17 protein-coding genes and 1 pseudogene are annotated in these 20,606 nt (G+C 37.7%); all 18 read right to left on the bottom strand.

The annotated features are described in order from the left end of the window. Positions 1-17: 17 nt before the first annotated feature. The gene (locus NSS81_RS21860; protein ID WP_342430727.1) at positions 18-899 is read right to left on the bottom strand and encodes an oxaloacetate decarboxylase; all 882 of its coding nucleotides are present in this window, start codon (positions 897-899) and stop codon (positions 18-20) included. Positions 900-957: 58 nt separating this feature from the next. Continuing rightward, a complete protein-coding gene (locus tag NSS81_RS21855) occupies positions 958-1,821 on the bottom strand; it encodes an FAD synthetase family protein (protein WP_342430726.1) in 864 nt (287 codons plus the stop codon). Between the two features lie 46 nt (positions 1,822-1,867). After that, positions 1,868-2,824: a VOC family protein gene (locus NSS81_RS21850; RefSeq protein ID WP_342430725.1), complete on the bottom strand. Its 957-nt coding sequence runs from the start codon at positions 2,822-2,824 to the stop codon at positions 1,868-1,870. 19 nt (positions 2,825-2,843) lie between these two features. Beyond that, positions 2,844-4,040: an acyl-CoA dehydrogenase family protein gene (locus tag NSS81_RS21845; RefSeq protein WP_342430724.1), complete on the bottom strand. Its 1,197-nt coding sequence runs from the start codon at positions 4,038-4,040 to the stop codon at positions 2,844-2,846. Positions 4,041-4,317: 277 nt separating this feature from the next. Further along, complete coding sequence (locus NSS81_RS21840) at positions 4,318-5,511, bottom strand: acyl-CoA dehydrogenase family protein (protein WP_342430723.1); 1,194 nt, start codon at positions 5,509-5,511, stop codon at positions 4,318-4,320. A 221-nt stretch (positions 5,512-5,732) separates the two neighbouring features. Then, on the bottom strand, positions 5,733-7,235 hold the full coding sequence (tcuA, locus tag NSS81_RS21835; protein ID WP_342434113.1) for an FAD-dependent tricarballylate dehydrogenase TcuA: 1,503 nt from the start codon (positions 7,233-7,235) through the stop codon (positions 5,733-5,735). 435 nt (positions 7,236-7,670) lie between these two features. Then, entirely contained in the window at positions 7,671-8,969 is a 1,299-nt protein-coding gene (locus tag NSS81_RS21830; protein WP_342430722.1) for a TRAP transporter large permease subunit, read from the bottom strand. Beyond that, complete coding sequence (locus NSS81_RS21825; RefSeq protein ID WP_342430721.1) at positions 8,962-9,423, bottom strand: TRAP transporter small permease; 462 nt, start codon at positions 9,421-9,423, stop codon at positions 8,962-8,964. Before NSS81_RS21825 ends, NSS81_RS21830 begins: the two co-directional genes overlap by 8 nt. Before the next feature lie 155 nt (positions 9,424-9,578). Continuing rightward, complete coding sequence (gene dctP / locus NSS81_RS21820; protein ID WP_342430720.1) at positions 9,579-10,691, bottom strand: TRAP transporter substrate-binding protein DctP; 1,113 nt, start codon at positions 10,689-10,691, stop codon at positions 9,579-9,581. A gap of 113 nt (positions 10,692-10,804) precedes the next feature. Then, a complete protein-coding gene (locus NSS81_RS21815; protein ID WP_342430719.1) occupies positions 10,805-11,995 on the bottom strand; it encodes an acyl-CoA dehydrogenase family protein in 1,191 nt (396 codons plus the stop codon). 87 nt (positions 11,996-12,082) lie between these two features. After that, entirely contained in the window at positions 12,083-13,057 is a 975-nt protein-coding gene (locus NSS81_RS21810) for an SMP-30/gluconolactonase/LRE family protein (protein ID WP_342430718.1), read from the bottom strand. Between the two features lie 162 nt (positions 13,058-13,219). Then, a complete protein-coding gene (locus NSS81_RS21805; RefSeq protein WP_342430717.1) occupies positions 13,220-14,398 on the bottom strand; it encodes an acyl-CoA dehydrogenase family protein in 1,179 nt (392 codons plus the stop codon). A gap of 44 nt (positions 14,399-14,442) precedes the next feature. Beyond that, positions 14,443-15,282: an alpha/beta hydrolase gene (locus NSS81_RS21800; protein WP_342430716.1), complete on the bottom strand. Its 840-nt coding sequence runs from the start codon at positions 15,280-15,282 to the stop codon at positions 14,443-14,445. Between the two features lie 111 nt (positions 15,283-15,393). Then, on the bottom strand, positions 15,394-16,146 hold the full coding sequence (locus NSS81_RS21795; protein WP_342430715.1) for an SDR family oxidoreductase: 753 nt from the start codon (positions 16,144-16,146) through the stop codon (positions 15,394-15,396). A 164-nt stretch (positions 16,147-16,310) separates the two neighbouring features. Further along, the gene (locus NSS81_RS21790; protein ID WP_342430714.1) at positions 16,311-16,997 is read right to left on the bottom strand and encodes a GntR family transcriptional regulator; all 687 of its coding nucleotides are present in this window, start codon (positions 16,995-16,997) and stop codon (positions 16,311-16,313) included. A gap of 221 nt (positions 16,998-17,218) precedes the next feature. After that, a pseudogene (locus NSS81_RS21785) lies at positions 17,219-18,470 on the bottom strand (multidrug effflux MFS transporter). Between the two features lie 191 nt (positions 18,471-18,661). Next, positions 18,662-19,522 (bottom strand): fumarylacetoacetate hydrolase family protein, encoded by an 861-nt coding sequence (locus tag NSS81_RS21780; RefSeq protein WP_342430713.1) that lies wholly within the window; start codon positions 19,520-19,522, stop codon positions 18,662-18,664. Between the two features lie 119 nt (positions 19,523-19,641). Next, on the bottom strand, positions 19,642-20,598 hold the full coding sequence (locus tag NSS81_RS21775; protein WP_342430712.1) for a VOC family protein: 957 nt from the start codon (positions 20,596-20,598) through the stop codon (positions 19,642-19,644). Between the last annotated feature and the right edge of the window lie 8 nt (positions 20,599-20,606).

Below are 20,606 nucleotides of genomic sequence, written 5' to 3'. Positions count from 1 at the left end.
ATTATTACCACCTTTTTTTATTTTAGATTTAAGTTATATAAATACTCTTTTTCCCATTCTTTTACTTGATTGAGTTTAAAGAGTGATTGCCTTTCTTCCCAAGTACAAATTAAATCATGTATATTTTCTTGTGAACCTTCTTCAATTAGTACTTTTAAAGATTCAGTGATTCCTTTAATTGCTGAGCGAAGAACTGTATTCGCACAAAGCATAATTTTAAATCCTAGCCTTTCAGCCTCTTTTAATGAAATTAGCGGCGTTTTTCCGCCTTCAACCAGGTTGATAATATGCGGAATTCCTTTTATTGAGCTGGTGATTTGCTGCAGTTGTTCGATGGTTGTTGGTGCTTCAACAAAAATCACATCTGCTCCAGCTTCTTTGTACGCATGTGCCCTTTCGATTGCCGCATTCATTCCATTAACAGCTAATGCATCGGTACGTGCGATAATCGCTAATCGATCATCTTGTCTTGTATCTAATGCTGCTTTAATTTTTCCTACCATTTCTTCTTGTGAGATGACGTCTTTCCCACTAAAATGTCCGCATTTTTTTGGAGAAACCTGATCTTCCATTTGAATGGCTGAAACACCAGCCCGTTCAAATTCACGAACGGTACGTATGACATTAATGGCATTTCCAAAACCAGTATCCGCATCGACTACAATCGGAATGGTCGTAACATCCGCCATTCGAGCGACAATATCTGCTACTTCCTTCATCGTTGTTAAACCGACGTCAGCCCATCCAAGCTGGGCATTTGATATCCCTGCACCAGTCGCATAGATAGCTTTAAACCCAGTTTCTTCTATTATTCTAGCTGACATGGCATCATAGGCCCCAGTTAAAATAAAGGACCCAGGCTCTAGAAGTAATGACTGAAACTTTTCTGTTTTTTTCATACCCTGTAATCACCTTTTCTCTATTGATATCTATATTTGAAAGATCCGCTTATCCCCCTCAATTGGATTGATTCAACAAGGAATAATACTGATCGTTTTCATAAAAAGAATAGTTCGTCTCATCACCAATTCGTTGATGCCATCTAATCGTTAGCAACCGTGCACCATTCAGAGGGTTTACATTCGATAAATGGTCAAAGGCAATAATCTCTTTATCATCGGTTACAATCACGTTAATTTCTTGTGATTTGGATTTACCTATTAACGTAACAGCATACTTGCCAGGAGCAGGCAAGGTGTAATAAGGTTTTAGCTTTAATGATGTCCCATCATACTCGCAGCGGATCTCGTAAGGTCTCCCGAGAAAATCTGGTAATTCCTCAATATTCCCATTTAGGAGTCTTTTTCGAATACAACTTGAACTTATTTTTTCCCCTCTGCACTCCACTTTTGAAACCTTTGTGACGTTAAGCTGGCCACCAGAATCAGCTTTTAACCGATCCATATTGCCTTCGCCTTTAAACCCATAGGCGTAGTCAAACCCTGCAACTGCATGAACAACACCTAAGTTGACTAGATATTTTGCAACAAAGTCTTTGGGGGATAGCGATGAAAACGCTCTATCGAATTCGACAATATAGAAAATATCAACTCCTAGTGTTTGGAGCACATTTTCTTTATCCGAAAGCGGCATTAAGTAGTTCATTTGTTTTTGTCCATTTGATAATACGGTCTTTGGATGCGGAAAAAAACTCATGACTGAAACTGGGAGACTCTTTTCCATACCAAGCTGTTTGGCCTGATTAATTACCTCTTGGTGTCCCATATGAAGACCGTCAAAGAAACCTAATGCCATGATGTTCGGCTGTGCCTCTTTTTGCCAGTGTCTTAGATTTTCAGGATTCAAATATATTGTTTTCAAACGAATCCCCCTGTTCCTTTTTTAATTGTTTCTTCATGATAGAATGTTATTTTGCTTCTATTGTAATATTATTCTCAGGTTTATCTTGAACGGAATCGCCCCAATAAGTATTTCCTAGGGACCTTTCTTCCATTGTCCATTTTATCGATTTCCAATCAGGCTCAAAGATTAAATAACCTCCGCTAAATAATTCCACTCGGCAGCCACTGCCTGGGTCCATTACGTATAAATACATTGCTTGAGAAATGCCATGTTTTCCTGGTCCGATAAAATTGATGCCATTTTCTTTCAAAATATCAGCAGCGCGGAGAATATCCTGCATATTATCCGACCAATAGGCGATGTGATGCAGCCGTGCCGGTGTTGGTGCTAGTGGTTTTGAAAGAACAGCAACATCATGTACTAACGGAGTTACGCTCATCCATCCAGCAATTGTTTTATCTTCCTCATCCACTAGATGCTCCCGCATTTTAAAACCTAATTGCTTTTCAAGGAATTCATACGTTACTGCTGCATCTGTTGAGGTGTGAATATTTACATGGTCAAACCTTCTAGGAGATACACCGCGATTATAAGACTTATACGTTTGGTTCTTTAGTACAGACCGCTGCTTTTCATCCACTTCGGGTTTTTCTACATCATAATAGATTTCAAACGTATGCTGACTCGGAAGTTTAAAACGAATAGCTCTTCCTTGTCCCGCCTCCGTTTTGGCTTCAATCCATTTAACCTCGGTACCAACCTTTTCTAACAGCACAGCAAACCCTTCTACATCTTCAGGACGCTTTGTTCTCCAGCCGATATGATCAACATATCCTTCTGCCCCCGGTGTAAGTGAAAGACTGTGATGTTCAAAGTCTCCCCATGCACGTAGGTAAACCGTACCTTCTACTTCCTCTGTTATTTCTAAGCCAATGACATCCCGAAAGAACCAGAGCGATTTTTCAAGATCGGGTGTAACTAATGCCACATGTCCTAATTTAGCAATTTCAGGTACTAACATTTTCTTCTCCCCACCTAGATTAAATATTTTTTGTATTTGAATCCAAGCCACAAAGAACTCGGCCATAATTTTCTTTAGAAGTAATTGGTGAAATCGTCCGATGTGTGTACAACGCCGAGAAGTCTGCACTTATTCGCTGAAGCGGATGACCTTGTGCCACAATCGCTGAACCACTTGCAAGAAGAAGGATATCGATTGCTTCTTTGCAAATCTGCACGCCATAGCCAAGATTTGCTAATGCCTTCACCCTTTCAGGTTGCGGCATATATTCGCCACTTTCCGCCCAAGAATCAAGATTAGCGGCGACTTGATTAAAAAGAAGGGCAGCATTTTCAATTTTAAGTGATGCTTCTGCCACCTGATTATGTGTAGTAGCAGCGTCACTTAAATTTTCAACCCCTAAATTGGCAGCTTTGCGGTTAGGCAAAACCTTCATAAAAAACTCTAGTGCGGCTTGCGCCATCCCAAGTGCCGGAACGGATAAAGACATGGCAAGTGCTGGAAATAGCGCTGTATTATATAGTGGGATATCGCGGAAATGGTCTGATTCAAATTTCCCTTTGATAGAATCCGTAAAAGATACGACTCGATGGTCTGGAACAAAAACGTCTTTCATATAAACGCTATTACTTCCAGTACCACGTAAACCAACTACATGCCAGTCATCCGCAATCTCCACTTGACTCATTGGCAATGTTATTAAGCCTTGGTCAACAACATTCCCTTCCTCATCAACAATAGGCATTCCGAAGTATCCCCAAGAAGCGTGAAGTGAACCCGAGCAAAATGGCCAGTAGCCTTCTTCTATCATGTAACCGCCTTCAACTTTATGCACGTTAATCCTTCTAGGTTCAAATACCCCTGCAAAAACAACATCATCACCTGAACCATAAATTTCTAGATGTGTTTTTTCGGAAAAGGATTCGGAAATCATTAGTTCCCTAATACAACATAGTCCATATATCCAACCCGTTGATCCGCACCCACGCGAAATTTCAGCGACACATTCTGTATACGTTTTCATATTTGCTTGATAACCGCCAAACCTTTTTGAACGGAGTATATGGAATAATCCTGCCTCCTTTAATTCCTTAATGGTTGTTTCTGGTATTCTACCAATCTCGTCTGTTTCTTTTGCCCGTTCACGTAATCTAGGAACAATAGAACTAGCTTTTTTGACTAATTCGGTTGTCGATTCAAGAGTTAACTTTGTCATGATCCCTCTCCACCCTTATAAAAATCTCTTAAAAACTCTAAATATATTTGCTGAACTTATTCCTTTTATTTTAATCTCTTATCTAATATTTTAGAAAATTTAATATATTCTATCTAGAGTAAAAATAAACGAAGTTTTAAATCCTTTTAAATGATTTTTATTGGTTTTTGCGAATATTAAGGTTGTTTATTTTTTCTATTCACAAATAATTATTGAAAAAGGCAAAAAAAACTTGTTAACCATAAAAAAGGTGATCAACAAGTTTTAAGTGATTATTTTAATATCTAATTGCGTTTGATTCTAATCCAGATAACACACGCCCATAGTTTTCCTTCGTAATCGTGGGTGATAACGATCTATGGGAGTAAAGAGTCATGAAATCACGGAATATTCTTTGAAGTGGGTGGCCCTCATATACATAACCAGATCCACTGCCGAGCAATAACAGGTCTAGTGCTTCTTTACACATTTGGTTTGCATAACCAATATCCGCTAAAGTTCTTACCCTTGCTTGTCGATCCATGTATTTTCCGCTCTTTGCCCATTTATCAAGGTCTTCAGCAACCCGGTAATAGTGCATGGAAGCGGTATCAATTTTTAAGGAGGCATCTGCAATAATTGCATGGGTACTGGCTGCATCGCGAATATATTCCACACCGATATGTGCAGCTTTTCGGTTAGGTAATACTTCTTGGAAAAATTCTAATGCATACTTCACTAGACCTAAGCCTGCTAATCCAAGTGATAGAATTAAAGCTGGGAATAGAGCCGTGTTATATAATGGAATATCACGAAGATGCTTTGATTCAAAATTTCCGTCTAACGCTTTAACAAATGACGTACACCGATGATCAGGGATAAAAACATTAGTCATTTTAACGCTATTAGAGCCTGTTCCTCTTAAACCTAACGTGTGCCAATCATCCATAATTTCCATCTCATGGAATGGAAGTGTCATTAACACTTGATCGATAAGGTTTCCATCTTCGCCGATAATCGGCATTCCGAAATATCCCCAGGTTGCGTGTAAGGAACCGGAACAAAACATCCAAAAACCTTCCTCGACTAAGTAGCCGCCCTCTACTTTACGGGCTATACATTTTCTTGGTTCATAAACACCTGCAAACAATACGTTATCCTCATTTTCACCATAAATCTCGAGATGTGTTTTTTCAGAGAAGGATTCTGCGACCATCAATTCCCGAATCGCGCAGAGCGCTAAAATCCAACCTGTGGAACCGCACCCCTTAGATATCTCGACAATCACGTCTGTATACGTTTTCATATCTGTTTCAAAACCACCATATCTTTTAGGTCGAAGCATTTTGAAAAGTCCTGCATCCCTTAGTTCCTTCATTGTAGCCTCAGGAATACGGCGAATTTCGTCTGTTTCTTTTGCTCGGTTCCTTAATTTAGGAATAAGCGCCTTTGCTTTTTCAACGAGCATGTCCATTTTAGCTACTTCTGTCATTCAAAAACATCTCCCTTTTATATAAAAAATGAGTATTTTATTCTTAACTTAATTTTAGAAAATTATGAATTATAATTAAAGATGAAAAACCCTTCAATTTTTCCTCAAATATAAACAATCTTTATTTGTTTTTACAAATTGGCAGTATTCTGTGGAAACAAAAATACAAAATCCCAAAGGTTACCCCCAATGGGATTTTGTTTTTCATTAGATAAGGCCTATTATGCTTTAATTTCCTCTAGCTGTTTTACAAATCTGGCTGCATGTTCACCAGCAATTTTCCCAAAAACGGAACCAGCCATTAAGCCTGCTCCACCTGGATAGTTAAAATAGAAAAGTCCTCCTACTAACTCTCCTGCTGCAAAAAGTCCTGGAATAGACTGTGACAAAATATCTTGGACTTCAGATTGAGTATTTATTTTTAATCCGCCAAATGTAAAGGTAATCCCGCACGTTACCCCGTAAGCTTCGAATGGGCCTTCATCGATTGTATTTGCCCAATTCGACTTTTTAACCTCAAGACCTTCAGTACAACGTCCATCTTTGATATTTGGATTAAATGGAATGTCTTGGGCGACAGAAGCATTGTATCTTTTTACTTCTTCAAGAAAGCCTTCAGGATTTACGCCGTCTAATTTTTCTGCTAATTCTTCCAATGTATTGGCCTTTACCTTGGTTACTTGCTTTACTTTATACTCATCTCGTAATAAACGAGAAACCTTTTGATCAAAAATTTGCCAAGCAAATTGTCCAGTCTGTTCAAGAATGATTTTTCCGTATTTTGCATAAGTATAGTTGCGGAAGTCTGCTCCTTCGTCAACAAACCGTTTTCCTTCTGCATTGACCATAATCCCAAACGGATAACTTAATCTTTGAAATCCTTCTGTAAAATCCGGTAAATAGCGATCCCCGCCAACAGAATGGGCACCAGACCAGTTGCCATATGGCAAGGCACCGATATCCAAAGCCATTTTAATTCCTTCTCCTGTGTTAAAGCGACTGCCCCTAGCATGAGCGAGATCCCACTTCGGACCGAGATAACGAGTTCGCATTTCTTGATTGGCGTGGAACCCTCCAGAAGCTAGGATAACAGATTTTGCATGAACTTCGGTTGTTTTTCCATTATGTTTAAATATAACGCCATGAACCCCATCATCGTCGTGAATGAGTTCCGTTGCCATCGCATTGAACAAAACCTGTACACCTAACTTTTTTGCTTCATTGTGTAATGATTCTACTAAGCCAGGACCTCCGCCAGCGGATTCTACAATCATCCCACCCCAGAATTTAAACTTTCCGTCTACTTTAAAGGCTTGACGACCATAAATAGGGACAAATCTGACCTTGTGGTCTTTCAGCCATTTCATCGTTTCAAAGCTTTTACTTGTTAAAAGCGAAGCCAGCTCAGGATTGGTTCGATAATCCGTTACCCGACACATATCATCGAAAAACTCTTCCTCTGGATAGGTTCCAAAATCAGACATTTCAATCTCCTCTGGAGTTAAATCAGGCATAATCTCTTTTAGGTCCTCTACTCCGTTATAAGCAAAACGAATTGATCCGTGGGTATAGGTTGTGTTTCCACCTTTTTGTGTTTCAGGTGCTTTCTCCAGTACGATTACGTTTGCTCCATTTTCACGAGCCGCAATTGCTGCAGACATTGCAGCATTCCCAGCACCAACGACAACAACATCAGTTTTATAGATCAATTTTTCATTCAATATTTCTACCTACTTTCTATGGAAATTTCAAACGAGTATTAGAGATTGATAACTTTAAATAAAAACGAATAGGATGAATGATAAAAAATCCCTCTTTTTAAGCTGGGTATACTCACCATCTCTTAAGAGGGAAATTTTATCATTAATTTTTATCTATTCATACTCAAATTTTAGAAAATTCCGTCATATGTTTCTAGATTAAAAATTAGTTGAAAACTTTTGGTTTTTCACCATTTTTTATTGGTATCCATTATATTTGAAAATATCCACCTAAGAACCAAACCACCATTTACTGCCTTGCGGAACACATATACTATCAGTTAATGCGGCATTTCCAGTTGCTTTATACCTGTCATCACTGATCTCATCCCAACTGAATGATTCTTCAGAAATAAAAGTATGACCTTAGCCTAAAACGATTAAATCTTACTACCTTCGCTATAAGTGACTTGGTAATAGCATGACAATACCTGGGAAAATATAGACTAATACAATTAGTACAAGAATAGGGATACAAAAAGCTAATGCCCCTTTATAGATATTGCCCAAGCCTAATTCTGGTGATACACCATTTAAGACAAATATGCTCATCCCTATAGGCGGTGAAATTAATGCCAATTCCATTAAAATACACATCACAACACCAAACCAGATAAGGTCATACCCCAATGATTCTATTAATGGCAAAACAATCGGGAACGTAACAAGCATAGCTGCCATTGCATCCATAAATGCGCCTAAAATAATATACATCAACACAATAATAATAAAGATATATACGGGTGCTAAGGTTAAACCCGTTAGAAAATCATTTAGATATGCTGGTAAACCTGATTGAACAATGAAACTATTTAAAAGGAGAGCGGATAATAAAATCCCAAATAAGGTACCCACTGTTTTAAGGGTTTTTTCTAACACTTCGACAATAACTTTAAACGTCAGTTTTCTTTTTATTAAGGCAATAACTGCAGCGCCTAAGGCTCCCATACTTGCAGCTTCAGTTGGTCCAAATAAACCTATGAAAAGTCCCCCAATAACAAAAGTAAACAGGATAACGATAGGCAAAATACTCGATAAGCTTTTAAAGCGGTTTGACCAAGAACTTCCTTGCCCTATATCCGCAGCAGTAGGGTGTATTTTCACATAGATCACTACTGTTATAATATAAAGAAGAGTTAATAATAATCCTGGCAATAAGCCTGCAATTAAAAGTTTCCCAATATGCTGTTGCGCAATTACACCATACAAAACCATAAAGGTACTAGGTGGGATCAATATCCCTAATGATCCGCCTGCTATAATGGAACCACTTGTTAAAGCCTTACTATAATTATTATTTATCATCTCTTTCGAGGCAACCGTTCCTAGAGAAGCTGTTGTTGCAATGCTTGATCCTGAGGAGGCTGCGAACATTGCTCCTGCAGTAACCGTTGCAAGCGCCATTCCACCTCGAACTTTACCAAACCATACTTTGAAAGTATCATATAAACTATTGCTGATTCCAGAAGCATTCATTAATTCCCCCATGAGGACAAACATGGCAATCGTGGTCATCGTATAACTTAAAGAGTTTTTCATAACCGTTACATCAATAACATTTACTAAAACGTTCCAATCTCTCATAAATAATATTCCTAGTATCGCTGGAACAGCCATTGAAATCGCAACTGGCACTCTGATAGTTAGCAAAAGGAACATAACAATAATGAATATTATTCCAATCATAGTACTAGACATCTGGCGTCACTTCTTTCTCGGACAGTGGAGTTTTGAAGCTAATTTGACTAAGCGCAACTAGTCCCCAAACAAAAAATCCAATTGTTACTATGATTTTTAATACCATAAAGGGAAAATCCAATAATAAAGTCGTTTTTGTCTCTTCCATTGAATGTAAAAAGAATATATAAGTGATTACGATGCAGACGAAAACGGTTAGGACGTGCGCAATATTATCAAAAATCAATTGAACTTTAGGTGAATAACGATCAACCAATAAGCCAATGGCGATATGTTCCTTTTTTGATTGTGTATACCCGAACGAGAATATAATGACAACAAAGTGGATAATTTCAGCCAATTCAATAACTCCTAACAACGGACTACCCAATAAACGCGAGATGACCCCAGCCGATATAATAACCATTACTAAGGCTACACAAATCATGCCAATGATTTTCAATGTATTCATCATATAAAACACGCTAGTAGAAAATACTTTCATTTAATCACCCTCAGGTTTTAGATTTTTATATCTATAAGTTTATGAAAAAAGGGATAAGGGCAAATTTATTATTAACTAAGGTGTATAGATTAACTAATCATACACCTTAGTTTTTTTACTCATTATTATTTAAGAAATTCTAAGTCAACACCATGTTCTCTAGAAATTTCAATATAGCGTTCTAGCATTTCCTCACCAGGGTAGCCTTTATCGTTCGCTTTCTTTACCCATTGGTCCCAAACTGGAGCACCATACTTCTGAAATTCCATTAAATCTTTGTTGGAAAATTCAGCCACACTACCACCAGCATCTTTTACCATTTTTGCAATTTCCGGATCCTTCTCCATTATTTTCCTAGCATTTCCTTCAAATAAATCTTCCCATTTTGGATTAAGATCTTCTACAAACATAGTTTGTAAATCCTTGGGCAATGAATTGAAGAAGTCTTCATTCATAATGGCAGTTGCCATAACAAATTTTATTGGTTTATCCACAAAATATGGTGCAACATCAATCAACTGTAGATTAGAATACACATCATGTGTACTAAAAAATGAATCGATTAGCCCTTTATCTAGTGAATTATAAAGTTCTTCAAAAGTTACTTGTGTAGGTGTACCTCCCATGGTCTTAATTAATAATGCTTCAGAATCTGTTGAGCCACGAACAGATTTACCTTTCATATAGTCAATACTGGTAATTGGCGCTGTTGAATAAATATAGTTCGGAGGCGGAGCACCTACACCAACCTTAACGACACCATCCCAAATTTCATTGGCATATTCAGCTGAGAATTCCTGAATAATTTCCGCAGACTTATCTGGGTCACCACCCGCTGTAAATGGTAACTCGCCCACTGTGAGTGGAAACAACTGTGAATCTTCATAATAGAGTGCTAATGCCATACCAACATCAAACAATCCGCTTTGTACGCCTTCTAAAATTTCATTCGATTTAGCAAGGGCTCCGTTATAATGAACCGTTACTTTTACCCTTCCTTCTGTCTTTTCTTCTACATATTTTTCCCATGGTTTCCAAACATTGTTTGGAACGTCAGCATCACTTGCAAACCAGCTATTTACAACTAATTCTATTACGTCACCATCAGATGCTTTCTCATCCGAACCTCCTTCTTTGGAAGAACTCTGATCCGAACCTCCACATGCAGCTAGAGTTAATACTAGTAAACTCACAATTGCCATTAAAAACATTGACCACTTTTTCTTTCCTCTTTTCATACTATTCCTCCTCATAATTTAAACAAAATTTTTAACATTCAAAAACCTAGGAATTATTATTGCATCCTTGTAGGATTTTTTCCTAGAAAGTGCAAATCAAATTAGTATTCAAATTAAACAAAATATGTGTTAGGTTCCATGCCGCATAAAACCCGACCGTAGGTTTCAATTAAGCTAGAAGGAGTAATAAATAAATGTAGATGCATGGTTAAAAAATCACGATAAACTAACTGAAATTGATTCCATTTATACGTAAAGATAGACCCAGATCCTTCAAGCATTAAATCAATGGCTTCCTTACAAAGTTGATTCACATAACCAAAATCTGCCTTCATTTGTACGATTTCCCCAGTAGTCATATGGTGGCCTTGCTCCGAAAAGGCATCCAACCGATCAACTGCCCTATAAAGATGTAGTTCTGCGGAATCGATTTTTAATTGTGCCAAACCTATTTGCCTATGAGTAATCGGTGCCTCACTCATTTTTGTATAGTACGTATTTCCGATACCAGCTTTCATCACTCGTTCCATATGGAAATCCATCGCTGCCTGTGCTAACCCTAATGCAGGTCCAACAATGGATAATGAAAGAGATGGAACAAATGGGGTACTATATAAAGGCACATCCTTTAATGGTTCAATCATATAGTGCCTCGCTCGCGCTAACCGATCTAATGAAACGCGATGTTCTGGAACAAATACATCTTTAACTCGAACGCTATTACTAGCTGAACCCCTTAAGCCCATAACATCCCAATCATCTAATATTTCTAATTCTTCACGAGGCACCACCATTATTGCCATCTCTATTTCACCTTCAACATCAAGTGGGAAACCAAAGTAGCACCAGTCAGCATGTGGACCCCCAGATACGAATGGCCACTGAGCTTCATTTATATAATAACCGCCTTCTACTTTTTTGATATCACACTTTACAGGTTTAAAATTCCCAGCTAATACAACATCATCACCAGTCCCATAAATCTCATCCAATGCTTTTTGACCAAAGACATAAGAAATCATGTAATCTCTAATATTACTTAATGCAACAAACCAACCAACGGATCCGTTTCCACGAGATATCTCCGTCACAACTTCTGCATAGGTTCGCATATTTGTTTGGTATCCTCCAAACATTTTTGGGCGAAGAACCTTTAATAGCCCTGCCTCCTGTAAATCTTTAACAATTTCATTCGGTATCCTACTATTATCATCAATATCTGAACTGTATTCTCTTAACTTTGGAATAAAATCACGTGCCCTGCCTACTAAATCTTTGTTTAATTCTAGTATATTTTTTTGCATAAACTCACTTCTCTTTCCATTTTATTATAATATTCAGAATATTAAACGGTTTAGTGAATCAATATTTTTAACCTGGGTAAAATGGTATTAAATGTTCCCAACTATCTTTCGACTTGTTTTTTTATACGGAGTGGCTTTATAACCTCCAACCTCTAAATCCACTGAAAAAAGACGACCAGCTAACGGTTGTTCAGCCCTTTCTGATTCTGGTAATGGCGCTAATGCGGTCGTAATAAATAATGTCTTTAAATCCTCTCCTCCAAAGCAGCAAGAAGTTACATGGGAAGTAGGGACAATAATCGAATCCACCCATTTTTTACTCAATGGATCAATTTTAGCAATTACTCCATGTTTCGGAGTAACACTTGCTACTGGACCTGCTTTGAACAAGGCTACGAAGAGCATTCCTTCTTTATCTATCGTCATTCCATCAGGAAATCCATCAAGATCCTCGAATGTATAAACAATTTCTTGATTTAAAATTCCTCCTGATTCAGGATCATAATCATATTTATAAATAGATTGGGCCGCTGAATCAACATGATAAAAGATATTTCTATCAGGATCCCAATCTAGACCATTGGAGATGACTAATTGGTCTTTTAGTATCTCTGTGTTTAAGTTTTTATCAATTCTATAAAGGCATGATAATTTATCCGTAAATTCATGAGCTTCGTGGTCCTCTGATTCTTTCACATCTCTAAAACGAATATCGGCCGACCCTGCCCAAATTCTCCCTTCTGGGTCACATTTCCCGTCGTTTAAAAGGATTCTTTCATTTAAACCCTCAGGTTTTAGGAGTGGGGTGATGGTTTCATCCTTTAAATTAAATAAATACAAGCCATCCGTCATTAAAAGAATTAATTCATCCTCAGTATATTTCACCACTCCATTTGCCATTGCCGGTAATTGATACTTAATATGCTGTTCATTTCTCGGATTATAAGATAATAATTGCTTTTGATCTAAATCTACCCAATAAAGACATCCCTTATCATAATCCCATAAGGGACCTTCTCCAAAAATAACTTTAGCCTTTCCTCTTACTACGGGTTCTACCATTGGATTTCACCTCTTTATCTTTTTAAGTGCCCCATTTATAGTGAATAGTTACTTTTTCTCTTTTGATTTCATACTATTACCCCTCCTAAATTCGATAAAACTGCTTTTGCGAATCCTTACAATTAGAAACCTTTTCAAAGTGTTTTCTAGGCATTCCCCCTCTTAACCTACTACACCATGTTCAAAACCAAATAATGACTTCCCGTATGCCTCAATGGAGTCATCATATAAATTAGATCGATGAGCACTTACGGCATGCATGTCTCTAAAAAATAATTCAACGGGGTGTCCTTTATATAAGGCAAAACCACCAAGTACTAATAACACTCTTTGGGCAATCTCTGTACAATTATGAATAATTCTGGCGCGAATGGCAGCGAATTCTGCCCGCTGATCTCCATCATTTGGATTGTAATTTTCTAGCATATCAAAAACACGTGACATTAAACCCTCTGCCTCAAAATAGCGAATATTTAATTCAGCTAATACACCTTGATGACGTGATTCTTTCGCGATTACTCCACGAAGCCTCGTTCGCTTCTCTGTACGTTCTTTGAACTCTTCTATTAGTCGCTCCGCACCTCCAAGTGCGACCATACTAAACCCAGCGATAAATGGAACGAAGAATGGTTTATTAAAAAAGAAATAATTCTCATCATAACCAGTCCCATCAAGCGGGCGCATAACCTTATCAATCTCACTTAAGCGTAAAACCTGCTCTTTAGGAACATAAATATTATCCACCACGACTTGGTTACTTCCAGTACCTCTTAGTCCTAACGTATCCCAATTCTCAATAATTTGAACATCCCTTGTTGGTAGATTAAAAGCGACATGTTCTTTTTGCCCGCTTTCTGGGTATTCCATAAATGCCCCCACCGCTACCCAATCACTATGTAAGACACCGCTTACAAAACTGTAGGTACCAGATAAACGAAAGCCATCCCCATCAACCTCTACTTTTCCAATTGGTGAAAAAATATCAGCAATTAATCCACCTTGATTGATGACTTCTTCTCTGCCTTTTTCAGGCAAATATGCGGCCCAAATATTATGGGTAGTATATAAAAATGTTATCCACCCAGCAGACATATTATATTTTGAAACTTTCCTAATAATCGCAGAGTATTCTCTATAGCTTACTTGGGGACCACCATATTTTTTAGGTAGCAGTAGTTTAGGTATTTGCGTTGCTTTTAAAGCGTTAATCACCTTCTCCGAAACGGTTTGGTTTTTCTCCATCTCTTCTACTTCCGACTCAGCAAGTTTGCCGATTCGCTCAGCATCTAATAACAGTTGCTGAAATTCCGTTAGTGTTTTCTCATTTGTTTGGCTTACCATGGTTTCACCCCTAATTTTTTTACTAATACTTTAAATCAACCATTTTAAATTATGTTTTTAAAGAATGATAGGATTAATGAATGGAAGCTATCTTTCTTCTCAATTTGAGCCCAATGTCCACAATTCGGGAAAACATGGAGCTGTGCATTGGGAATATGTTCTAACAAATAATAGCTAGAATCCACGGAACAAACGCGATCATCCCGACCGTGAACGAGCAGTACATCGTGTTTAATCCGTTCCAGGGCGGTCGGTGGGACTGGTGTCGGCTTTGTTGAAAAGATTGATTCATTGGATTCCCGTGTATCAGGTTTCATTGCAATTTGGTAACGCATATCTGTAATCGAAGCAATTTCTTCTTTTAACGCCTCTCCATCATTCACAAACCAACTCATGATTTGCTGTAAAAATTTCGGTGTTGGCTCTTCATAAAAAGCTCTTGCCCTTGCTAATTCTGCCGAAGGTTTCATGTTTGGTGTACCACCAGGTCCCATTAATACTACTCGTTTAATTCGTTCAGGATGTTCAAACAAAAGTTCCTGAGCAATGGAACAGCCTAATGAATTCCCAACAACATGTGCTTGATCTATCCCTAGTTCATCTAGCAGATTCACGCATTGGTCTACCCAATAACGCATCCAGCCTGAACGTGTATTCGGACGTTCCTCTGGGTGGCCACTATCACCGAAGCCAATTAAGTCTGGTGCTAAACAATCAAATTCAACACTGCATGCACCTAAGGCATACCGCCAGTTTGCCCATGCATTTACCCCTGGACCTGACCCATGCAAGAATAAAATGACTTCTTTATTTCCCTCACCAGAGCGGTTTAAATATGTTTGAAATTCTCCAGTTTTCACCAATTTCTGATTAATATTTCCCATTATTTCTTCCTCCTATTTTGAAAATATTTTATTTTCAGAATTATCAAGTCATTATTGTTTTACAAAATACTGTAAGATAATCCTATTTTAAAAACTTTCCGTGCAGGTTGTTTATATTCCTGTGACGCCTCCATCAGTAACAATGGATGAACCTGTCATAAATGAAGAATCTTCAGATGCTAAGTATAAAACAGATTTTGCTTGTTCTTCAGGAGTTGACATTCTCCCTAAGGGAATTCCTTTTGCCACTTCAGGTGTTCTGGGGTTATCAGCAATCATTTCAGTATAAACAACCCCTGGCAATAAACAATTTACTCTAATCCCCTTATCTGCGTATTCTGCTGCTACAATTTTGGACATATGTGTGATCCCCGCCTTGGTAAAACTATAAAGTGCATGTGTTTTTCTGACATTAATAGCAGCTGCGGAAGTAATATTTACAATGTTGCCAGACCCCCTTTTTTCCATATATGGTAGGACAAGCTGCATTGCTCTAAAGTAAGAATAAGAGTTTAAGCGCACATAGTGATCCCAATCATCCTCTGCTATTTCTGTAAATGGCTTTTGGATAATTCGTCCAGCATTGTTGACAAGAATATCAACTTGTTGAAAAGCCTCTAACGTCTTATTCACCATATTTACTAGGTCATCATCTTTCGTCACATCAGTTTTAACAAATATAGCTTTTCCGCCATTTGAACGGATTGTATTAACAACCTTTTCACCACGGTCTTGTCTTCTTCCCACAATGACTACATTGGCTCCTTCGTTGGCAAATAACTTAGCCGTTTCTTCTCCAATTCCTGAAGTACTGCCGGTAACAATCGCAACTTTATCTTTTAAACGCAGCTTTTCTTGGATCATCTTTTTCTCCTTTTATGTAAAGTCTGACCTTTACTCCATCTTACGTCCTATTAATCTCTTACTAAGAGACATCTTAAGTAAAGGTATGTGTATTTTTGAAGCGCTTTCATTGGGTTGAGGATAGGTAGTAATAAACCACACACAACTAGTGTATTTTATTGCTATTATTCCCCGTATTTTTTGATATGATTGGCAATCGACTCAATCGCCGCAGCCAAACTATTCTTAATATGCATTTTCATCAGACTTTCAGCTTTTGTACTATCTCTTATCGAAATGGCTTCGGTTAATTGTTTATGCTCCATCGCCGCTTCTTTACTCCTCTTGATACTTTCATTCGGCCCAATACGCCTATATCTAGAAATCTTATCATTCATATTCCTTAAAATTTTTACTGCCGTGTGATTGTCGCTAATCTGATACAGGTATGAATGTATTTCACTCCCGTAAGTTACGACATCCTCCCTCAGGTCGTTTTCAGCTGCCTCGATTAAAAGGTTTGTAAACATTTGCAGTTTCTGAATTTCACTTTCTGTTACTTTAATAGTAGCCTCTTTTACTACTAATCCTTCTAATAAACCTCTAATTTTATAGATTTCCTTTGCCTCTTGGATGGAGATGGGCGCCACTTTTAACCGACCATTTGGCTGCCTTATGATTAATTCTTCTAGTTCCAGCCTTTGTAATGCCTCTCTTATTGGTGTTCGGCTTACTCCCAATTCTGAAGCTATTTTTATTTCATTAAACGATTGGGATGGTTTTAAAATGCCTTTAATTATTTGTTTCTTCATTTCGTAATAAACGAAATCCTTTGTGGATAATCGGCGGTTATCCATTGAAGATAATTCCATTTTGTCCCCCGCTTTCATATTTCCAATATAAATAGTAGTTGTAGACTATGCTTATATGATAGGTATTTATATAAAAGTATAATTGAACATATGTATAATTGTATACATTTATTCTTTTCAAACTTATTGTATTTCAAAAGGATACGTTTAGTCAATATAATTAATTAAATTTTGTAAATACTTCGAATATTATAAAACCAAACAAAAAGGACACACTAATTCTAGTACCCTTTCTTTTTATTTTGTCCTATTCCAAACTGCTCTTGAACGGACAAAGGACGTTTTCGAATCAAAAATACGTATATTAAAAATGATGAACTACTACAGACTGCAACAACAATTCCTAATGGAATAGCGGTCTGACTTCCCAAAATCCCTACAATCGGAGCAACACCCCCCCCAATACCAAAAGAAACTACTCCAAGTAAAGCCGACGCACTCCCAGCATTTCCCGTTTGACTGCTCATGGCTAAGGAAGTACAGGTTGGACTGATAAAGCCAATACTTGTCACAACTAAAAAGAAAGCAATCAAAATAGGGAAAATACCTGTACCTATTAATGTAAAACTTAGCAGTGAAATTCCACCTGTTAACAATATGATTAAACCTATTAGTAGAAAGCGGTCTTCCCCAAATCGAGAAGCAAGTCTTCCAGTAATCTGTGAAGCAGTTATCAAACCACACGCATTAATAGCAAACACGATGCTAAATAACTGTGGAGTAACGTTAAATATTTCTTGTAATACAAACGGTGATCCTGCAATGTAGGCGAACATCGCACCACTCGCCAAACCCATTGCTAAAGCATACCCTAAAAATAGCTTATCTTTTATTAAGAACATAATCGCAGTAAAGATATGTCTAAAACCACCACTTGTTTGTTTTTCTTTTGGCAGTGTTTCTTTTAAAAGGAAAAATATTAGAACAAACATTACAACCCCTATTCCAGAAAGTACAAGAAATATTCCCCTCCAGGACACAAAATTTAGTAAGTATCCTCCCGCTATAGGCGCAAATATCGGAGCTATCCCCATGATTAGAACAAGAACGGAGAATATATTTGTCATTTCAGGTCCTGAATACAAATAAATCCCTTACACATGCACGAGCGATTACAATCCCAGCACCACCAGCGACTCCTTGAAACAAACGTAAAGTAATAAGGATCCAAATGGAAGGGGCCAATGCACATAAAATAGATGTAAAAACGTACAGTATTAACGATATGATTAATGGTTTACGACGACCGTGTATATCACTTAAAGGACCAGCAATCACCTGTCCTAATGCCAATCCTAAAAGCCCTGCAGTCAAACTAATCTGAACGAGTGATGCCACTGTTCCAAAATTACTTGTTATATATGGAAAAGCCGGTAAATACATATCTAAATTTAGCGGTCCCAGGGCAGTTAAAGTCCCAAGTAAAAAGATAGTCAAAAATTGACCAAAAGCAATTTTTTTGCCTTTATTCATTTTCTTTATATTTTCCTTTTTCATTTATCATCAAACCTCCTTTCCTCCCTTTCTAGGTATTATTAATAAAATTAAATCTAGTGTACTGTCCCAATTAAAAATACCTCTATCAATTTTTTTGAAAATTGATAGAGGTGCTGCAAATTACTATATTGCTTCGCTGTAAGGGCTTCTTTCATTATGAGGCATTCTTACACTAGTTTGTTCACTAGACGCCCAAGCCCGTCAATTTCACAAACAATTTCATCACCTGGCTTGAGCCAGTTTTTTTGTTCCATACCCATGATAACTCCCTCTGGAGTACCAGAATAAATGACATCACCAGGTTCGAGAGTCATGATTTGTGATAAATCACTTACTATAGTGGCTACAGAAAAAATCATATCTTCAGTATTTGAATCTTGACGGAGTTCTCCGTTCACCCAGCATTTTAGATTAAGATTTTGTGGATTTGGTACTTCATCAGCAGTTACAATATATGGTCCAAGAGGTGCAAATCCATCAATCGCTTTTCCATACATCCATTGATTGCTACGAAATTGAAGTTCACGGACAGAAAGATCATTCCCAGTTGCATAACCAAAAACATAATCTAGGGCATCCTCTGTTGATACCTTCTTGGCTGGTTTGCCAATTACCACTACTAATTCAACCTCGTAATCTACTTCTTTCGCCATATATGGTACGGCTACTTCTTCGCCATGACCAGACAAACTATTTGCGTACTTGGCAAAATAGATTGGATCTTCTGGTATTGCAAGACCAGATTCAATCGCATGTTTTCGATAATTTGCGCCAACACACAAAACCTTTCCTGCATTTGGAATTGCAGCTGCATATCGGATATCTTCATCGTTAATCATCTCTTGGGAATTCTTTTGAATCCTATTTAATGCATCTAATGCATTTTCTCCCTCATTAATAACATCTAAGACTGTCTTAGGTGCAGTGATTCCGGTTTTATCGGAAGCAGCGGATACATCAATAATACCGGCATCCGTTTTAATGCCCAATTTAATTTCATCATTTTGATAGAAAGAAACAAGCTTCAATTTATGCACCATCCTATAGAAAATATTAATTTAGCCTTGCATTTTATATCCTATAGTTTACAAGTTTGCTATTTTATAAGACTTGTTTCGCTACTGTTAGTAGAACTAAATTTCTCTGATTAAGCTTCAATTAATGGTTTATTCAATTCTTTATCGCTAACAGTTTCTCCCCAATAAGTATTGGCTATAGCATGCTCCTCTTCTGTCCACTCGATGGCTTTCCAATCTGGTTCAAAGATTAAGTAAGAACTACTAAACAATTCCACTCGGCAACCGCTTCCCGGGTCAACGACATAAAGATAGATTGCTTGAGATACTCCATGTTTTCCTGGTCCAATGAAGTTAATGCCTGCTTCTTTTAAAATATCTGCCGCACGAAGGAGATCTTGATCGTTATCCAACCAATATGCAATATGGTGGAGTTGATTCGGTGTTTTTGCCTCAGGTCGGTAGATTACTGCTATATCATGCACTAAAGGGGTGACACTCATCCAGCCTGCCATTACTTGTTCATTCTTTGTGTATTTCACATATTCACGTAAATTAAATCCTAATTGTGTACTTAAATATCCAATAATCTCACCAACATCCATGGAAGTTGCAACATTGACATGGTCAATTCTTCTTGGAGAAATACCTCGGTTCCATGACTTATGAGATTGATTTTTCAGAACCGATTTTGTTCTTTCATCTCCACCAGGCTTTTCAACATCATAATAAATCTCAAAGGAGTGTTGGCTAGGTAATTTAAAACGTATCGCCTTTCCTTGTCCAGCCTCTTCTCCGGCTTCTATCCAGCGTACTTCTGTTCCTGCTTTTTCAAGCAATTGCGCAAAACCCTCTACATCCTCTGGTTTCTTTGTTCTCCAGGCAATATGGTCAACGTATCCCCGATCCCCAGCAGTGAGTGAAAGTGTATGATGTTCAAAATCTCCCCAAGCCCGCAAATAGGTAGTCCCATTTTTTTCTTCTGTAATTTCTAATCCAATTACATCTCGGAAAAACCAAAGTGATTTTTCAAGATCTGGTGTGACTAGTGCAACATGACCCAACTTAGCAATTTCTGGTAATATCATTTAGGAAT

It is taken from the genome of Neobacillus sp. FSL H8-0543 (genome assembly GCF_038592905.1).
Taxonomy (GTDB): Bacteria; Bacillota; Bacilli; order Bacillales; family Cytobacillaceae; genus Neobacillus.
This window is presented reverse-complemented; position numbering and strand designations above follow the sequence as displayed.